The organism is Sphingomonas sp. IC4-52 (assembly GCF_020707225.1).
Classification (GTDB): Bacteria; Pseudomonadota; Alphaproteobacteria; order Sphingomonadales; family Sphingomonadaceae; genus Sphingomonas.
Window position 1 is genome coordinate 341,972 of record NZ_JAJFEU010000002.1, and the last position, 15,698, is coordinate 357,669.

General features: G+C 67.0%; 16 protein-coding genes. 13 read left to right on the forward strand and 3 right to left on the reverse strand.

Annotated elements, in window-relative coordinates:
* The first annotated feature begins 112 nt into the window (after positions 1 to 112).
* The 3 genes from LK535_RS08070 to LK535_RS08080 all read left to right on the forward strand — a co-directional run bounded on the left by LK535_RS08070 (position 113) and on the right by LK535_RS08080 (position 3,080).
* The gene (locus LK535_RS08070; protein ID WP_227771387.1) at positions 113 to 1,639 is read left to right on the forward strand and encodes a peptide chain release factor 3; all 1,527 of its coding nucleotides are present in this window, start codon (positions 113 to 115) and stop codon (positions 1,637 to 1,639) included.
* A gap of 82 nt (positions 1,640 to 1,721) precedes the next feature.
* Complete coding sequence (locus LK535_RS08075; RefSeq protein ID WP_227771388.1) at positions 1,722 to 1,901, forward strand: hypothetical protein; 180 nt, start codon at positions 1,722 to 1,724, stop codon at positions 1,899 to 1,901.
* Between the two features lie 9 nt (positions 1,902 to 1,910).
* Positions 1,911 to 3,080, forward strand: coding sequence for an NAD(P)/FAD-dependent oxidoreductase (locus LK535_RS08080; RefSeq protein WP_227771389.1), 1,170 nt, complete (start codon positions 1,911 to 1,913; stop codon positions 3,078 to 3,080).
* Between the two features lie 196 nt (positions 3,081 to 3,276).
* On the opposite strand, the gene LK535_RS08085 is transcribed toward LK535_RS08080, so the two are convergent.
* Positions 3,277 to 4,728, reverse strand: coding sequence for a M23 family metallopeptidase (locus tag LK535_RS08085; RefSeq protein ID WP_265334111.1), 1,452 nt, complete (start codon positions 4,726 to 4,728; stop codon positions 3,277 to 3,279).
* 217 nt (positions 4,729 to 4,945) lie between these two features.
* Between LK535_RS08085 and LK535_RS08090 the strand changes: the two genes are divergently transcribed.
* The 7 genes from LK535_RS08090 (at position 4,946) to LK535_RS08120 (ending at position 11,379) form a co-directional block, all read left to right on the forward strand.
* On the forward strand, positions 4,946 to 7,408 hold the full coding sequence (locus LK535_RS08090) for a helicase-related protein (protein ID WP_227771573.1): 2,463 nt from the start codon (positions 4,946 to 4,948) through the stop codon (positions 7,406 to 7,408).
* A 7-nt stretch (positions 7,409 to 7,415) separates the two neighbouring features.
* Positions 7,416 to 7,709 (forward strand): RNA-binding S4 domain-containing protein, encoded by a 294-nt coding sequence (locus LK535_RS08095; protein ID WP_227771574.1) that lies wholly within the window; start codon positions 7,416 to 7,418, stop codon positions 7,707 to 7,709.
* A 63-nt stretch (positions 7,710 to 7,772) separates the two neighbouring features.
* Positions 7,773 to 8,114, forward strand: a complete 342-nt coding sequence (fdxA, locus tag LK535_RS08100; protein ID WP_227771390.1) for a ferredoxin FdxA — start codon at positions 7,773 to 7,775, stop codon at positions 8,112 to 8,114.
* A gap of 334 nt (positions 8,115 to 8,448) precedes the next feature.
* A complete protein-coding gene (locus LK535_RS08105) occupies positions 8,449 to 8,982 on the forward strand; it encodes a CarD family transcriptional regulator (RefSeq protein WP_066777570.1) in 534 nt (177 codons plus the stop codon).
* Positions 8,983 to 9,138: 156 nt separating this feature from the next.
* Complete coding sequence (locus LK535_RS08110; RefSeq protein ID WP_227771391.1) at positions 9,139 to 9,861, forward strand: head GIN domain-containing protein; 723 nt, start codon at positions 9,139 to 9,141, stop codon at positions 9,859 to 9,861.
* A 122-nt stretch (positions 9,862 to 9,983) separates the two neighbouring features.
* Entirely contained in the window at positions 9,984 to 10,637 is a 654-nt protein-coding gene (locus tag LK535_RS08115; RefSeq protein WP_227771392.1) for a head GIN domain-containing protein, read from the forward strand.
* A 40-nt stretch (positions 10,638 to 10,677) separates the two neighbouring features.
* Complete coding sequence (locus LK535_RS08120; protein WP_227771393.1) at positions 10,678 to 11,379, forward strand: GIN domain-containing protein; 702 nt, start codon at positions 10,678 to 10,680, stop codon at positions 11,377 to 11,379.
* Positions 11,380 to 11,537: 158 nt separating this feature from the next.
* Here the strand turns inward: LK535_RS08120 and rpmG are convergent, their stop codons facing one another.
* Positions 11,538 to 11,705 (reverse strand): 50S ribosomal protein L33, encoded by a 168-nt coding sequence (gene rpmG, locus LK535_RS08125; protein WP_168135232.1) that lies wholly within the window; start codon positions 11,703 to 11,705, stop codon positions 11,538 to 11,540.
* A gap of 276 nt (positions 11,706 to 11,981) precedes the next feature.
* Between rpmG and LK535_RS08130 the strand changes: the two genes are divergently transcribed.
* Together LK535_RS08130 and LK535_RS08135 are read left to right on the forward strand one after the other, a co-directional pair.
* A complete protein-coding gene (locus LK535_RS08130; RefSeq protein ID WP_227771394.1) occupies positions 11,982 to 12,548 on the forward strand; it encodes a TMEM165/GDT1 family protein in 567 nt (188 codons plus the stop codon).
* Positions 12,549 to 12,650: 102 nt separating this feature from the next.
* The gene (locus LK535_RS08135; RefSeq protein ID WP_227771395.1) at positions 12,651 to 13,148 is read left to right on the forward strand and encodes a Dps family protein; all 498 of its coding nucleotides are present in this window, start codon (positions 12,651 to 12,653) and stop codon (positions 13,146 to 13,148) included.
* Positions 13,149 to 13,167: 19 nt separating this feature from the next.
* Here the strand turns inward: LK535_RS08135 and LK535_RS08140 are convergent, their stop codons facing one another.
* On the reverse strand, positions 13,168 to 14,034 hold the full coding sequence (locus LK535_RS08140; protein ID WP_227771396.1) for a metallophosphoesterase: 867 nt from the start codon (positions 14,032 to 14,034) through the stop codon (positions 13,168 to 13,170).
* 49 nt (positions 14,035 to 14,083) lie between these two features.
* On the opposite strand from LK535_RS08140, the gene LK535_RS08145 reads away from it, so the two are divergent.
* Positions 14,084 to 15,688 carry a cisplatin damage response ATP-dependent DNA ligase gene (locus LK535_RS08145; RefSeq protein WP_227771397.1) on the forward strand — a complete coding sequence of 535 codons (1,605 nt, stop codon included), beginning with the start codon at positions 14,084 to 14,086 and terminating at the stop codon, positions 15,686 to 15,688.
* Positions 15,689 to 15,698: the final 10 nt, after the last annotated feature.

Genomic DNA, 15,698 nt, shown 5'->3' on the forward strand with positions numbered 1-15,698 from the left:
TACCTCAGTCCGATTGACCTTCGTGAGCCGGGGTTCGACCAGCGAACACCGGCTTCGACAGTTCCTGCCCTGACAGGCTAAGGGGCTGCGATTCCCAGATACCAGGACGACCATGCCATCTCCCCGCCGTACCTTCGCGATCATCTCGCACCCTGACGCCGGCAAGACGACGCTGACCGAAAAGCTGCTGTATGTCGGCGGCGCGATCCACCTGGCCGGCGAGGTGAAGGCGCGCGGGCAGAACCGGCGCGCACGATCGGACTGGATGAAGATCGAGCAGCAGCGCGGCATCTCCGTCACGTCGAGCGTGATGACGTTCGAGAAGGACGGCGTGTTCTTCAACCTGCTCGACACGCCGGGGCACGAGGATTTCAGCGAGGACACGTACCGCACGCTGACCGCCGTCGATTCGGCGGTGATGGTGATCGACGCGGCGCGCGGCATCGAGGCGCAGACGCGCAAGTTGTTCGAGGTATGCCGGCTGAGGAACGTGCCGATCATCACCTTCGTCAACAAGGTCGACCGCGAGGGGCGGCCGGTGTTCGAGCTGCTCGACGAGATTGCCGACATGCTGGCGCTGGACGTCTGCCCGATGAGCTGGCCGGTCGGCATGGGCGGCACGTTCCAGGGCGTGCTGGACCTGAAGACCAACCGCATCAGCCGGCCGGATGGTGATAGCCGCACCTTCCAGGGGCGCGTCGAGGATGCGCCGGAACTGCCGGCGGACGTGGCGGAGGAGATCGAACTGGCGCAGGCCGGCTATGCCGCGTTTGATGCCGAAGCCTATCGCGCGGGCGACCTGACGCCGGTGTATTTTGGATCGGCGCTGAAGGACTTCGGGCCGGCCGAGCTGATCGCCGCGCTGGCCGAATTCGCGCCGCCACCGCGCCCGCAGCCGGCGGAACCCGCGCCGGTGCAGCCGGACGAGAAGGACGTCACCGGCTTCGTCTTCAAGGTGCAGGCGAACATGGACCCGCAGCACCGCGACCGGATCGCGTTCATGCGGCTGTGCTCGGGCACGTTCAAGCGCGGTATGAAGCTGACGCCGACCGGGCACGGCAAGCCGATCGCGGTGCACTCGCCGATCCTGTTCTTCGCGCAGGATCGCGAAATCGCCGACGAGGCGTTTCCGGGCGATATCATCGGCATCCCCAATCACGGCACGCTTCGCGTTGGCGACACGCTGAGCGAGAAGCCGGGGGTGCGGATTACGGGCTTGCCGAACTTCGCGCCCGAAATCCTGCGCCGCGTGGCGCTGAAGGACCCGACCAAGACGAAGCAGCTGCGCAAGGCGCTGGACGACCTCAGCGAAGAGGGCGTGATCCAGGTGTTCTATCCCGAAATCGGATCGAACTGGATCATCGGCGTCGTCGGCCAGCTTCAGCTCGACGTGCTGCTGTCGCGGCTGGAGGCCGAATATAAGGTGGGCGCAGTGCTGGAAGCCTCGCCATTTGACACGGCGCGCTGGATTTCAGCCGAGGATCCCGCGGCGCTGAAGGACTTCATGGACCTGAACCGCGGCGCGCTGGCCAAGGATCGCGACGGCAATCCCGTCTTCCTGGCCAAGAGTGCGTGGGAAGTCGGCTATATCGCCGACCGGTATAGCAAGGTGAAGTTCGCAGCGACGCGGGAGCGTTGAGCCGGCGCGCTCGGGCTTTGCGGCGCGGATGACGAGACGGGTTGAGTAACGCTGCGCCCCCCCTTTGGAGTTAAGACACACCATGGCCGAACGCTTCGAACGACACCGCCAGCCGTGGCGGCCGGACGAGATCCAGAAGCTGCATACGCTGGCCAAGAAGGGCATGGCGCTGAAGGCGATTGCCAAGGCGCTGACGCGCAGCGAGGAATCGGTGAAGGAACAGGCGAAGCGCGACGGGCTGTCGATCGCCAAGCTGCACTGACGCGCGGCCATGGCCGACTATGACGCAATCGTGCTGGGGGCCGGCGCGGCGGGGCTGATGTGCGCGGCGACCGCCGGGCAGCGCGGCCGGCGCGTGCTGGTGATCGACCACGCCGAGAAAGCCGGCAAGAAGATCCTGATCTCGGGCGGCGGACGGTGCAATTTCACCAATCTTGGCACGGCGCCGGACCGGTTCCTGTCGGCCAATCCGCATTTTGCCCGGTCGGCGCTGGCGCGATACACGGCTGCGGACTTTCTGGCGCTGGTGGAGCGTCACGGCATTGCCTGGCACGAGAAGACGCTGGGCCAGCTGTTTTGCGACGGATCGGCGCGGCAGATCGTTGCCATGCTGCTGGACGAATGCGACAAGGGCCAGGTGGAGATAGCCCTCGGGCACGGGATCGGCGCGGTCGATCATGCCGATGGGCGATTCCGCGTGTCCTTCGGCGGTCGCATGGCGAGTGCGCCGGCGCTGGTGATCGCGACCGGCGGGCCTTCGATCCCGAAAATGGGGGCGACCGGCGTCGCCTATGATCTGGCGCGGCGGTTCGGGTTGAAGGTGGTGGAGCCGCGGCCGGCGCTGGTGCCCCTGACGCTGAGCGGAGACGATCCGTTCCGTGCGCTTGCCGGCGTCGCCACCGAAGTTGTCGCCCGAAGCGGCAAGGCGGCCTTCCGCGAGGCGATGCTGTTTACGCATCGCGGGCTTTCCGGGCCCGCGATCCTGCAAGTGTCCTCCTATTGGCGGCATGGCGAGCCGATCACCGTGGACCTGCTGCCGGGGCATGAGGAAGGATGGCTGCGCGCGGCCAAGCGTTCGACGCCGCGCGTGGGGGTGGCGAAGCTGCTTGCGGCGACGATGCCGCAGCGCTTGGCCGATGCGCTGGCGCAGCAACTGGGGGTGGCGGGCGAGCTGGCGAACCTGCCCGACGCGAAGCTTGCCGCCGCCGAGCAGCGGCTGGCGGCGTGGCGGTTCGAGCCCAACGGCAGCGAGGGGTTCGCCAAGGCCGAGGTGACCGTGGGCGGCGTCTCCACCGCCGATTTGTCTTCGCAGACGCTGGAGGCTCGGCGGGTGCCGGGGCTGCATGTGATCGGCGAGGCGGTGGACGTTACCGGCTGGCTCGGCGGCTATAACTTTCAATGGGCCTGGGCCAGCGGGTGGGCCGCGGGACAGGCGGTCTAGGTTGCGTCGGGCGCCCGATAGTGGCGTTTGCCACCGTTCCGCTTTCCGTTGCAGAACCGGACGCTAACACCAGCTGAGCTGAGTTCTCACGGGCAAGATTCCACCGTCATCTTCGCGGGAGTGACGGGGAGTAGGCGAGGGTGGGGCTTCCTTTCGCCGCCATGGTGGCGGAGGCGAAACACCCCCCGCTCGCCGATCAATTCGCCGCTTGCACTGCCAGCAGGTTCGCGACCTTTGCCTTGAACGCGCGCAGCTTTTCGCCGGACAAGGTGGCGACGCTGGAGAGCGAGATGGAGCGGGGGTTCACGGGTTGGCCGTTCTTCCACACTTCCCAATGGAGGTGGGGACCGGTGGAAAGGCCGGTGGAGCCGACATAGCCGATCACCTGGCCGCGCGACACGGATTGGCCAGGGCGAACGGCGATGCGGCTCATGTGGCCATAGCCGCTCGAGACGCCGGCGGCGTGGTTCAGCTTCACGAAATTGCCGTACCCGCGGTTGCGCCCGGCCATCACCACGCGGCCCTCGATCGGGGCATAGATCGGCGTTCCGTGCGGCGCGGCGAGATCCATGCCCTTGTGCATGCGCAGGAAGCCGAGCAGCGGATGGCGGCGCATGCCATAGGTGGAGGAAACGCGGCCAGCGACGGGCATGCCCATGAAGCCGCGGCGTTCCGACTGGCCATTGGCATCCCAGAACTGGCCGCCCTTGCCGTCACCATCCTCCCAACGGACGAGGCGAAGCTTCTTCCGACCCTGATCCAGCCCGGCATATTGCAACTGGCCGACCTGAACCTCGCCAGTAGCGGCGCGGGCGTGATCGGCGATGATGTCGAAGCGGTCGTTCGCGCCGATCGCACCGACGGACGTACGGGTGGCGATCGCCTTTATATATGCCTCGACCAGCTTCGCGGGCGCGCCGGCAGCGCGGGCGGAACGATAAAGGCTGGAGCCGACCAGGCCCTGGATCCGTAGCGGCGTGCGGTCGATCGCAATCGGCCGCCGCTCCAGCGTGAGCTCATCGCCCTCCCGATGAACGGCGAGGTTGAGATCGAAGCGAGCGCGGAAGGCGATCTTTTCCAGCGGACGCGCGGTGCGGCGGTCCTGGCGACGCCCGAGCGTGAGATCGAGCATGGTGCCTGGCTTCAGATCGCCGAGCGATACCTCTGCGGCGACGAGATCAGCCACCCGCGCGGCATCGCTGCGACCAACGCCGGCGCGTTGCAGCGCCGCGCCAAAGCTGTCGCCGCTGCCAAGCGTTGCGGTCAGCTCGATGATCGGGCGCTCCGGCGTTTCGGCCAGCGGGCGCACCAGATCATTGGCGGCCATGCGCCGGCCGGTCGAGGCGCCGAGGCCCAGCGGCGCGATCGAGAGCGTGCGCGCTTCCTCGTGCTCCGCGGCGGTCATGCTGGTGGCGACGAAGCCGGGGATCGGTTGAATGCCGGGTGCAGTCAGCACTGCCGCCGCGATCAGGCCGGTGCAGGTGGCAAGACCGCGCCACCACGTTCCGCTGCCGATGCGCGCGCCGAGATCGGGAACCCAGTCAATTTCGTGAAGCGTGTGGCGCAGGTGATCGCGCCAGGAGAGATCCCGCACAGGCGCAACGGCACGGCCGAACCCGCGCGCACCCGCGCCGCCGGCCAATTCCAACCCAGGCTGCTCTCGCAAGAACACGGCGAGTGTGAGCGCCCCCAAACGCAACAATTCGCCGATCCACCCCCGGCGCAGGCCCAGCCGTTGTGGCGCAAAGACCCTAAAGTCAAATTAACCCGCAGGCTTAGCCGGTGCGTTGCGCCGAACCGTTCAGCACCTGCGCCGGAAGGGAATGGTTGATTCGCGATGCCTCTCCCCCGATGTTGTCCCCACCATGCCTCGCCACGACAATGCCCGCGTCACAGCGGTTCTGGGGCCGACCAACACCGGCAAGACTCACCTAGCCGTTGAGCGGATGGTTGCGCATTCATCCGGAATGATCGGCTTTCCGCTGCGCCTGCTGGCGCGAGAGGTGTACGACCGGGTCGTCGCCATGAAGGGGCCGGACCGCGTTGCCCTGATCACGGGCGAGGAGCGGATCGTTCCCAAGGACGCGCGCTGGTTCCTGTGCACGGCCGAAAGCATGCCCACGGATCGCGATGTCGCCTTTGTCGGTATCGACGAGGCGCAGCTTGGCGCCGACGCCGAACGAGGTCACGTCTTCACCGACCGGCTGCTCCATGCGCGGGGGCGCGAGGAAACGATGATCCTGGGCTCCGCCGCGCTGAAGCCGGTGGTGCGATCACTGGTGCCCGGCGTCGAAATCGTGGAGCGTCCGCGCTTTTCGGACCTGTCCTATGCCGGGGCCAAGAAGATCAGCCGGTTGCCGCGGCGGTCCGCGATCGTCGCGTTCAGCGCCGAGGAGGTCTATGCGGTCGCCGAAATGCTGCGGCGCCTGCGCGGCGGCGCGGCGGTGGTCATGGGCGCACTGTCCCCACGCACCCGCAACGCGCAGGTCGCGATGTTCCAGGCCGGCGAGGTGGATTACCTCGTCGCCACCGACGCGATTGGCATGGGGCTCAACATGGATGTGGCCCATGTCGCCTTTGCGGGCCTGCACAAGTTTGACGGGCGGCGGCGGCGCCGGCTGACCGTTTCCGAAATGGCGCAGATCGCCGGGCGCGCCGGACGGCACCAGCGCGACGGCACGTTCGGCGCGGTCGCGGAAGAAGGGCCGGAGGCGTTCCTGCCCGAAGAGGTGCTGGCGATCGAGGCGCATCGCTTCCCCACGCTCGACTGGCTGTACTGGCGCGAGGGCGATCCGGATCTGTCCAGCATCTCCGCCCTGTTGGCCTCGCTCAGCGCGCCGCCCCAGCATGAGGCGCTGCGTGCTGCACCCGAAGCGACGGATCTGGCGGTGCTTCGCCGGTTGGCCGAGGATCCGGCGATCCGGGCGCGGGCGCGCGGGCAGGTGGAGCGCCTGTGGGCGGTCTGCGGCATTCCCGATTTCCAGAAGCTGGGGGTGGAGCCGCATGCCCGCTTCGTCAGCCGGGTGTTCGGCCATTTGTCGGAAGGGCATTTGCCGCACCAATGGTTCGCCGATGAGGTCGCGCGGCTGGACCGGGTGGATGGCGATGTGGAGACCATCGCCGGGCGGGTCGCTGCGATCCGCACCTGGGCCTATATCGCGCAGCGCCGCGACTGGCTGGCCGATCCGCAACATTGGGCAGCGCGGACCATGGCGGTGGAGGAGCGGCTGTCCGATGCGCTGCATACCAGCCTGACCCAGCGGTTTGTGGACAAGCGGACCAGCGTGTTGCTGAAGCAGATCGGCGCTGGCGCCGGCGCCCTGCCGGTGGAGATTGGCGCCGAAGGCGAAGTGACGATCGACACTCATGCGATCGGGCGCCTTCAGGGATTTCGCTTTGTTGTCGCGCCCGACGCGCGTGCGGCGGACAAGCGGCTGCTGCTTGCGACGGCGGAGAAGCAACTGAGCCGCGAACGCGCTGCACGCGGCGGCGCGCTCAGCACGGCGCAGAACGAGGCCTTTTCGTTGACCGAGGGCGGGATCGTCACGTGGCAGGACCATCCGGTGGCGCGACTGGTGCGCGGCCGATCGTTGGGGCGCCCGTCGATCCAACTCGACGAGGCGCTCGATTGCCTGGACCCGCCGCTGCGCCGTGCGGTGAGTGAACGAATCCAGACCTGGGTGGATGACGCGGTGGCCGCGCATCTTCCCGTGCTGGCGAAGATGGCGGCGATGGCGCGTGATCCCGCCGCGACGCCCGCGCTGCGCAGCGTGGCTGCCGCGATCGAGGGAGGGGCGGGGCTGGCACAGCGGCTGCCGGTGCGGAGCGCCGTGGAGGCATTGACGCCCGATGATCGGCAGCGGTTGCGCAAGGCAGGCGTGACGATCGGGGCGCTGGACCTGTTCGACGCCCGGCTGTTGAAGCCGCGCGCTCGCCCGTGGCGCGAGGCGGTGCTGGCGGCGGCGGGAGTGCCCGTCCCGCCGGCGGCTCGCGAAGGGGCGACGGTGCTGCCGCGCGGAGCGCCTGGAGCGACACTCGCCGCCGGCTTCCGTCCCCTGGGTACGCAGGCGGTCCGCGTTGACCTGGTGGAGCGGATCGCACGGTCGGCGCATGACGCGCGCAAGGGGCGGGCACCGTTCCTGCCGGACCCGGCGCTCGCGACGTCGATCGGGCTGGAGGTCGGCACGATCACGCGCCTGATGGCGGAGCTTGGCTTCCGCCCCGCCGCCGAAGGGCGCTGGGCCTGGCGCGGGCGTCCTGCGGCCAAGGTGGTCAGGCCGAAGTCCGACAATGCCTTTGCCGCGCTGGCGGAGTGGGCCTTTGACTGAGGCGACCATGCGCCTGGACCGCTTTTTGTGGTTCGCCCGACTCGCCAAGACGCGCGACGTGGCGCAGGCAATGGCCGCCGATGGCCGCCTGCGCATCAACGGGCGGCCGATCGACCGGGCCCATGCGCCGGTGCGAGTCGGCAATGTCCTGACCTTCTTCAAGGCGGGATCGGTGCGCGTCCTGCGCATCGAGGCACTGCCCCAGCGCCGTGGGCCTGCACCCGAAGCCAGGCTGTGCTATCGCGATCTTGAAGCAGATGCCGTGAGCGCGAACGAATCGCAGAAGAGCAACGGCGATTGACGCTGGCAGGCGGCCCGAATAGCAGCGGCGCCCAGTCTGCCGATCGAAGGAGTTTTGCCGGCCATGACCTATGTCGTCACCGACGCGTGCATCCGTTGCAAATATATGGATTGCGTCGAGGTGTGCCCGGTCGACTGCTTCTATGAGGGCGAGAACATGCTCGTCATCAATCCGAGCGAGTGTATCGACTGCGGCGTGTGCGAGCCCGAGTGCCCGGCCGAAGCGATTCTGCCGGACACGGAGAACGGCCTGGAGCAGTGGCTGGAACTGAACGCCACCTTCTCGGGCCAGTGGCCGAACGTCACCCGCAAGATGGACCAGACGCCCGCGGACGCGGACGAGCACAAGGGCGAGGAAGGGAAGTATGACAAATATTTCTCGCCCGAGCCCGGCGCCGGTGACTGAGGGCTGAGCGCCCTCCCGTCATCCCCTAGGTAGAGCCCGCAGTTGAAGCGCGGGCAGGCGGGTGCCAGCCTTGCGGCTGAAGCGTGCCGTTCCCGCCGGTGAATGCACGGTCCCACGCGCGACCGTGCAGCACGGCGGTTGCGCCAGCGATGCTGACTGATCTGCGCTGGTAATATTGTTGCAATGCTGCTATATAAGCCCGTGACGGACGCATTGACCTAGCGCGTTCGCTGGAGACGCTAACCCTTCACGTCATGATGGACGGGCTCAGGCGGGCGGAAACGTTCGTATGATTGTGCCGATGGCGTGATTCAACCCAGAGGATCCGGTTCCTATGGCTGCCAAGGCGCTGCATTTCGATGTCGGTGATTATGTTGTTTACCCGAAGCACGGTGTCGGCCGTGTGATCGAGCTGCAGAAACAGGAAATCGCCGGCATGCAGCTCGAGCTTTACGTGCTGCGCTTCGAAAAGGAAAAAATGACGCTCCGCGTGCCGACCAACAAGGCCGAGAGCGTGGGCATGCGCAAGCTGTCGTCGGACAAGACGATGCGCGAGGCGATGGAGACCCTGAAGGGCAAGCCCAAGGTCAAGCGCACCATGTGGTCGCGCCGCGCACAGGAATATGAAGCGAAGATCAACTCGGGCGACCTGGTGTCGATCGCCGAAGTGGTCCGCGACCTGTTCCGTGCCGATGACCAGCCCGAGCAAAGCTATTCCGAGCGGCAGATCTTCGAGGGGGCATGCAGCCGCCTTGCGCGTGAGCTTGCCGCGATGGAGCAGATCGACGAGCCGGCGGCGCAGGAGAAGATCCTCGAGATCCTCCGTCAGGCTGCGGCCATCTACAACAAGGACAAGGTCCCGGCCTGAGGGCGGGCGGGGGCTTCCGGCCCCTGCGCCTGATTGCTGATCGCCAAAAAGGGGCGGCCTTCATCGGGCCGCCCCTTTTTGTGTGCAGACGCTTCAACTGTTTACATGTGTAATCCTCCGAGTGTATTATTCGACAAATACACCAGGGAGATGATCATGCGACTGACCGGCTATCTGTTCACCCTTGCCCTCGTCTCAGTAGCGACCAGTGCCCAGGCCGAAGAAGTCACGGGGCAGCGCGAGGGCGAGGCGCTTGTCTATCGCGTCGGCGATTTCGACAGCGTCGCGCTGGGCACGTCGGCATCGGTCGACGTACGGGTCGGGCCCGCCTGGTCAGTGCGTGCGACCGGGCCGGCAGAGGCGCTGGGGCGGCTGCTGATCGAGCGGGAAGGCCGCTCTCTGCGTATCCGGCCCCGCAATGGCTGGCGCAACAACCGCAATGCGGTGGATCAACAGGTGCGGGTGACCATCACCATGCCCAGCCTTGCCGCGGCCAGCATCGGCGGATCTGGCCGAATGACGGTGGACCGGGCGAGCGGGGCGAGCCTGCGCGCGTCGGTGGGCGGATCGGGTACTCTTGCACTCGGCACGGTGGCACTGGACGAACTGACCGTCTCGATCGGCGGGTCCGGTGAGATTTCCGCCTCGGGCCGCGTCAACCAACTGACGGTCAACAATGGCGGATCTGGCAGGTTCGCAGCGCCGGGATTGCGGGCATCGAGCGCCACCGTCTCCACCGCCGGTTCGGGCCGCATCAGCGCGCTGGTCGACGGCCCTGCCGCCGTTTCGCTGACCGGCAGCGGCGTCGTCGATCTGGGGCAGCGCGCGCGCTGCACCGTACGGCGCGTCGGCAGTGGAAGGGCGATCTGCGGCGGCTGAGGGTTGCCGATACGCGAGTTGTGTATTAGTGTAGCAATACACAGGAGGAAACGATGCGCGTATCAGCTTTGGCTCTCTTGCTCCCGTTGGCAGCATGTGGGGTGTGGTCCGGCGACGATGATGTGCCTGGCGTTCCTGGTACTGGATCGGGGAACGAGCGGCGCTACGCCGTTGCGGACTTCTCCAGCATCGAACAGCGCGGGCCGGACGATGTGGACGTTCGTGTCGGGACCGGGTTTTCGGTTCGCGCCGAGGGAGACGACGACGTTCTTTCCCGTGTGAAGATCGCGAAGGATGGCAGCCGCCTGCTGATCACGCGCGAGGGCAGCGGGATCAACTGGAACTCCGGCTCTGCCAAGATCTACGTCACCATGCCGCGCATCGAGGCAGCCAGGCTGGCGGGGTCAGGCGATATTGCCATCGACCGCATCGAAGGCGGCGCCTTTGACGGCAGCATCGCCGGCTCAGGCGCGCTGAAGCTGGGCCGGGTGGGCGTCGATCGGCTCGAGCTGTCGATTGCCGGCTCCGGCAGCGCTGAGGCCAATGGTGAGGCGGATGCGCTTGCGGTGAACATCGCCGGGTCCGGCGATGTCGAAGCGGCAGGGCTGCGCGCCACCAGCGCTGATGTGAATATCGCCGGCGCAGGCAACGTGCGTGCGGTGGTGAACGGGCCGGCCAAGGTCGCCATCATGGGCGCCGGGGACGTCGATCTTGGTCCGCAGGCGAAGTGCGACATCAGCAAGGTCGGGACTGGCGACGTGCGCTGCGGCGGCTGAGTCCTTGCACGATGGCGGGGGCGGTGCAACGTGAGGTGCCATGATTGCGCGCCTCACGCCCCTCCTCGCCCTTGTCGCTCCGCTGCCAGCGGCGGCCGCAGAGCGAGTCGTTTCGGTCGGCAGCTTCGAACGGGTGCGAATTGACGGACCGTTCGAGGTGCGTATCGTCGCCGGCGCATCGCCGGGGGCAAAGGTAACGGGCGACCGCGACCTGATCGAGCGGGTGGCTGTAGCGGTAAATGGTGCCACGCTGACCGTCCGACTTGGCACCGGCAGCTGGGGCGAGCGATTCGCCAATCCCAAGGCTGCACCCCCCGTCATCACCCTGTTCACGCCGCGGCTGACCAACCTGGCGGTGTCCGCGGGCGCGCGCACCAGCGTCAACCGTATGAAGGGCCAGCAGGTGGCGGTGTCGGTTCAGGGGTCGGGCAGCCTGGTGGTCGATCGGGTCGACGCCGACCAGTTCACCGCCGCGCTGCTGGGTGCCGGCGCGCTTACCGTCAGCGGTCAGACGAACCGCGCTCGCCTGAGCAGCGACGGGACGGGCACCATCGACGCCACCAACATGGCGGTGAAGGATCTGGTGGTGCAGTTGAACGGCCTGGGCGAAACCAGGGCCATGGCGCGGCAGACGGCGCAGGTCACCACAAGCGGGCTGGGCAAGGTGACGGTAAGTGGACCGGCCAAGTGCACGGTACGCGCGGCGTCCGGCGGGCCAGTGATCTGCGGATCAGGAAAATAGGTCGGACCGCCCGATCAGACGATCAGGCGCGTCTCGACGTGTTCCGCGTCAGGCGTCTGGCACGCGGTCGCCACGACAGCAGTCGCGAGCGTACGCAATGACGCCATCCGACATCGTGGGCGAACGCCAATTCGGGGGCGTTCGCCAGTCACGGCGGATTACTTGATCTTCGCTTCCTTGAACTCGACGTGCTTGCGCGCGACCGGGTCGTACTTGTTGAAGCTCAGCTTCTCGGTCTTGGTACGGGGGTTCTTCTTGGTGACATAGAAGAAGCCGGTGTCAGCCGAGCTGACGAGCTTGATCTTGACGGTGGTCGGCTTTGCCATGACCCGCGAATCCTGTTCTTGAAGCGAAACAAAAAATAGCGGCGAGCGTGGGCGCGCCGCTTTCAATGCCGGGCGCATGAAGGATCATGCTCGCAAAGTCAAGCAGAGGCCGCCTTAACGGCACCTTCATGCCGCATCGCCACGGCGGATTGGAGCGGACAACGGCAGCGGTGGCAAGGGAAAGGTGAAGGGGAAACGGGTGAGTGATGGCGAGAATCGGCAGAGTAGGGGGACCCCCGCGGCCGCCCCGACGCTTCGAGGATCTGATCGGTCGTCATGGACGCATTGATGGCCGCATTGGTGCTGGGGGCGATTTGCCAGGCCGGGGACAAGACCCCCTGGCTTGCGGCGATCCTGGCCGACCGATTTCGGGCGCCGGTGATGGTGATCATGGCCACCGCCGTGGCACTCGCCGCCAATTACGCGCTTGGTGTCGCGGGGGCGATGATCATCGCGCCGCTGCTTTCCACGGAAGCGCGGCTGCTGCTTCTGGCGCTTGCGCTGTTGCTCGCCGCGGTGGGCACCACGTTGCGTGCACGATCGCCTGACCGGCTCGAAGGATGGCGGCTGGGGGCACTCGGCACCAGCACGCTTGGCCTCGCCATCATGATCTTCGGGGATCGGATGCAATTCGTCGTGCTGGCGCTCGCCGTGCGCAGCGAGTTGCCGTGGCTGGCAGCGGTCGGCGGCACGATCGGCGCACTCGCGGTGGCAGCCCCCGCAACATTGATGGGGGAGGAACGGTGGCTCGCCCTGCCGCAACGCCCGATTCGCATCGCTTCGGCCGTGCTGCTGGCGTTGGTGGGTGTCGTGACTGGCCTGTCGGCGCTTCGCCTGATCTGACGAGCGTTCGGGGCAGGGCTGAACCCGCCACGGTGAATCACGGGGAGCGATTTGCCGGTCGGTCCGTTAACGCAACGAAGCCTATCTTTGGAGCGCATCACCGTGTCCGACATCGCCCCCGACCTGAAGACCCCGTCCGACCTGCGCCGCAACGACACTCGCTCGGTTGCCGACGCGCTGAATTCGGCGCTCGCCGATTGTTATGCCCTGTACCTCAAGACGAAGAACTTCCACTGGCATGTCTCGGGACCGCATTTCCGGGACTATCACCTGCTGCTGGACGATCAGGCGGCGCAGATCCTGGGCGTGACTGACGCCATTGCCGAGCGCGTTCGCAAGACGGGCAACCTGACGCTGCGCTCCATCGGCGACATTTCCCGTCGCCAGACCATCGCCGACAATGACCGCGATTTCGTTCCGGCGGACGAAATGCTGGGTGAACTGCGCGACGACAATCTGAAGCTGGTCGAAAGCTTCCGCGCGGTGAAGGAAGCGGCCGAGGCCGCGAAGGACAATGCCACCAGCGGCATCGTTGATGAATGGACCGATCAGGCCGAGGAGCGGGCCTGGTTCCTGTTCGAGGCTAGCCGCAAGGGCTGAGTCTTGCTCCTGCGGGTGCTCAGCGGCTGGCGCGTGGCGCTGGCTGCTGAGCCCCGTGGAGACGGAGCAGCCAGACGTCCGGCGGCGCGCCGAACCGCAGCGGCAGAAGGCTGGTGCCGAGCCCGGCGCCCACGACCACGGTTCGGCCCCTTTCGCGGATGATGCCGCATCCATAGCGCCGGCCATGGCGCGCCGGTATCCACAAGGCCCCGAGCAGCGGCAGCACGATTTGGCCGCAATGGGTGTGCCCCGCGAGCAGCAACGGCATGTCTTCCGATAGGCGTGGTGCAACATCGGGGGAATGGGTGAGCATGAGGCGAGCGCCGGGAAGCGGCCGCAGCCGCCGTGCTGTGTCCTCTAGCCGGTCGTGGCCGCTATAGGCGTCCCCAACGCCGCCCACGGCCAGCGGGCCGGCACGCATCACTGCATTTTCCAGCACAGTGACGCCGGCGCGGCGCAGGGCGGCCGCCACGCTTGCGGGATCACTGTCATTGTCGTGATTGCCAAGCACCGCGACCGTGCCGAGAGGCGGGCGCAATCGCCGGAAGGCGGCGGTAAGCACTGGCGCCGCGGCCCGGGCGGTGCGGGCATCATGGCCGTCGATGAAGTCACCGGCGAACAGCGCGAGATCGGGGCGCTCCGCTGCGATCTGGTCAATCAGTCGTCCGAGACGGGCGGGCGACATGGAGCCGCCGCCGACGTGGATGTCGCTGGCCAGCGCCACGGTAATGGGCGGCGCGTCGGCAGGCCAGTTCGGCAGCGCGATGGAGGCCTGCCGCACCACCGCGCCGCCATGCGCTTCGCGATAGGCGTAGGCGATCACCGCACAGCCCGCGAGAACGGCGATCGCCAGGACGAGAAGCGTGTAGCGGAGCGTGCGGGTCATTGATGCCCGCTAGCCGGAGCGCATCTGCCACGCCAAGCGTTGCACCATCATGCACGCCTTTGCGCAGCTACTCGACTCGCTGATCTACACCCGCTCGCGCAATGCGAAGCTGAAACTGATCGGAGATTATCTCCGCACCACGCCTGATCCCGACCGGGGCTGGGCGATGGCGGCGTTGACCGGCGATCTTGATATTGCCGGAGTGAAGCCCGCGGTGATCCGCGGCCTGATCGAGGAACGGGTCGATCCCGTGCTGTACCGCATGAGCCGCGACTTCGTTGGCGATTCGGCGGAAACCATCGCCTTGCTCTGGCCAGCGCCTGACTTGCCGGAAAAAGCGGCGCCGCTCTCGGTGGCCGAGGTGATCGACCGACTGATGCACCTGTCGCGCAGCGAGGCCCCAGCGGCGCTCGCCCAGATGCTGGACGTGCTGGACGCCGAAGAGCGGTTCGCGCTGCTCAAGATGGCGACGGGCGCGCTGCGGGTCGGGGTGTCCGCCCGACTGGCGAAGCAGGCGCTCGCCGATGCGTTTGGCATCGACGTGGATGCGGTGGAGGAGGTCTGGCACGGTATCGAGCCGCCTTATGCTACCTTGTTCGCCTGGGCCGAGGGGCGTGGCGAGCAACCGACGGCGGAAAACGTCCCGGTGTTCCGGCCGTTCATGCTGGCGCATCCGCTGGAGGACCTGCGCGTCGACCTCGCCGATTATGCCGCGGAATGGAAATGGGACGGCATCCGGGTCCAGATCGTGCATCTGGGCGGGGAAACGCGCCTGTACAGCCGCACCGGCGACGACGTGACCCGCGCCTTCCCCGACGTCGCATCGGCGTTTGCGGAGCATGGGGTCGTCGATGGCGAACTGCTGGTGCGCGGCGAGGCGCAGGGCAGCGCACTGGCCAAGAGCGGTGAGGAAGGCGGCGGTGCCGGCAGCTTCAATGCGCTTCAGCAGCGGCTCGGCCGAAAGGTGGTGTCGGCCAAGATGCTGGAGGAGGCGCCTGCGTTTGTCCGGCTGTACGACATATTGTTCGACGGGAAGGAGGACCTGCGCGAGCTTCCCTGGCACGCGCGGCGGGCGCGGCTGGAAACCTTCGCCCAGCGGCTCAACCCCGACCGTTTCGATGTCAGCGCGCTGATCGAGGCAGCGGATTTCACAGAGCTGGAAGGCATTCGCGCCGGCGCCCGGGATGCGGCGATCGAGGGCGTCATGCTGAAGCGCCGCGACGCGCCTTATGTGCCGGGGCGCCGCGCGGGACTGTGGTACAAGTGGAAGCGCGATCCCCTGACCGCCGATTGCGTGATGATGTACGCCCAGCGAGGCAATGGGCGGCGGTCATCCTATTACAGCGACTACACCTTCGGTTGCTGGACTGAGGAGGGCGAGCTGCTGCCTGTCGGCAAGGCGTATTCGGGGATCACCGACGAGGAATTGCGGCAGCTCGACAAGTTCGTGCGGACCCATACCCTCAATCGCTTCGGCCCGGTTCGCGAGGTGGAAAAGACACTGGTGCTGGAGGTGGCGTTTGATTCAATCCACGCCTCCAAGCGGCACAAGTCCGGTGTGGCCATGCGTTTCCCGCGGATCGCCCGGATCCGCACCGACAAGCCCGCGGCAGAAGCGGATACGCTTGCAGCGCTCCAGCGGCTGGTTACCTGAACCGTGTTTC

Bases quoted from the DNA above. Each gene is read 5' to 3' on its own strand.
- LK535_RS08145 (WP_227771397.1), top strand. From the start codon at position 14,084: ATGCACGCCTTTGCGCAGCTACTCGACTCGCTGATCTACACCCGCTCG.
- LK535_RS08140 (WP_227771396.1), bottom strand. From the start codon at position 14,034: ATGACCCGCACGCTCCGCTACACGCTTCTCGTCCTGGCGATCGCCGTT.
- fdxA (WP_227771390.1), top strand. From the start codon at position 7,773: ATGACCTATGTCGTCACCGACGCGTGCATCCGTTGCAAATATATGGAT.
- LK535_RS08075 (WP_227771388.1), top strand. From the start codon at position 1,722: ATGGCCGAACGCTTCGAACGACACCGCCAGCCGTGGCGGCCGGACGAG.
- LK535_RS08095 (WP_227771574.1), top strand. From the start codon at position 7,416: ATGCGCCTGGACCGCTTTTTGTGGTTCGCCCGACTCGCCAAGACGCGC.
- rpmG (WP_168135232.1), bottom strand. From the start codon at position 11,705: ATGGCAAAGCCGACCACCGTCAAGATCAAGCTCGTCAGCTCGGCTGAC.
- LK535_RS08070 (WP_227771387.1), top strand. From the start codon at position 113: ATGCCATCTCCCCGCCGTACCTTCGCGATCATCTCGCACCCTGACGCC.
- LK535_RS08090 (WP_227771573.1), top strand. From the start codon at position 4,946: ATGCCTCGCCACGACAATGCCCGCGTCACAGCGGTTCTGGGGCCGACC.
- LK535_RS08105 (WP_066777570.1), top strand. From the start codon at position 8,449: ATGGCTGCCAAGGCGCTGCATTTCGATGTCGGTGATTATGTTGTTTAC.
- LK535_RS08130 (WP_227771394.1), top strand. From the start codon at position 11,982: ATGGACGCATTGATGGCCGCATTGGTGCTGGGGGCGATTTGCCAGGCC.
- LK535_RS08110 (WP_227771391.1), top strand. From the start codon at position 9,139: ATGCGACTGACCGGCTATCTGTTCACCCTTGCCCTCGTCTCAGTAGCG.
- LK535_RS08080 (WP_227771389.1), top strand. From the start codon at position 1,911: ATGGCCGACTATGACGCAATCGTGCTGGGGGCCGGCGCGGCGGGGCTG.
- LK535_RS08120 (WP_227771393.1), top strand. From the start codon at position 10,678: ATGATTGCGCGCCTCACGCCCCTCCTCGCCCTTGTCGCTCCGCTGCCA.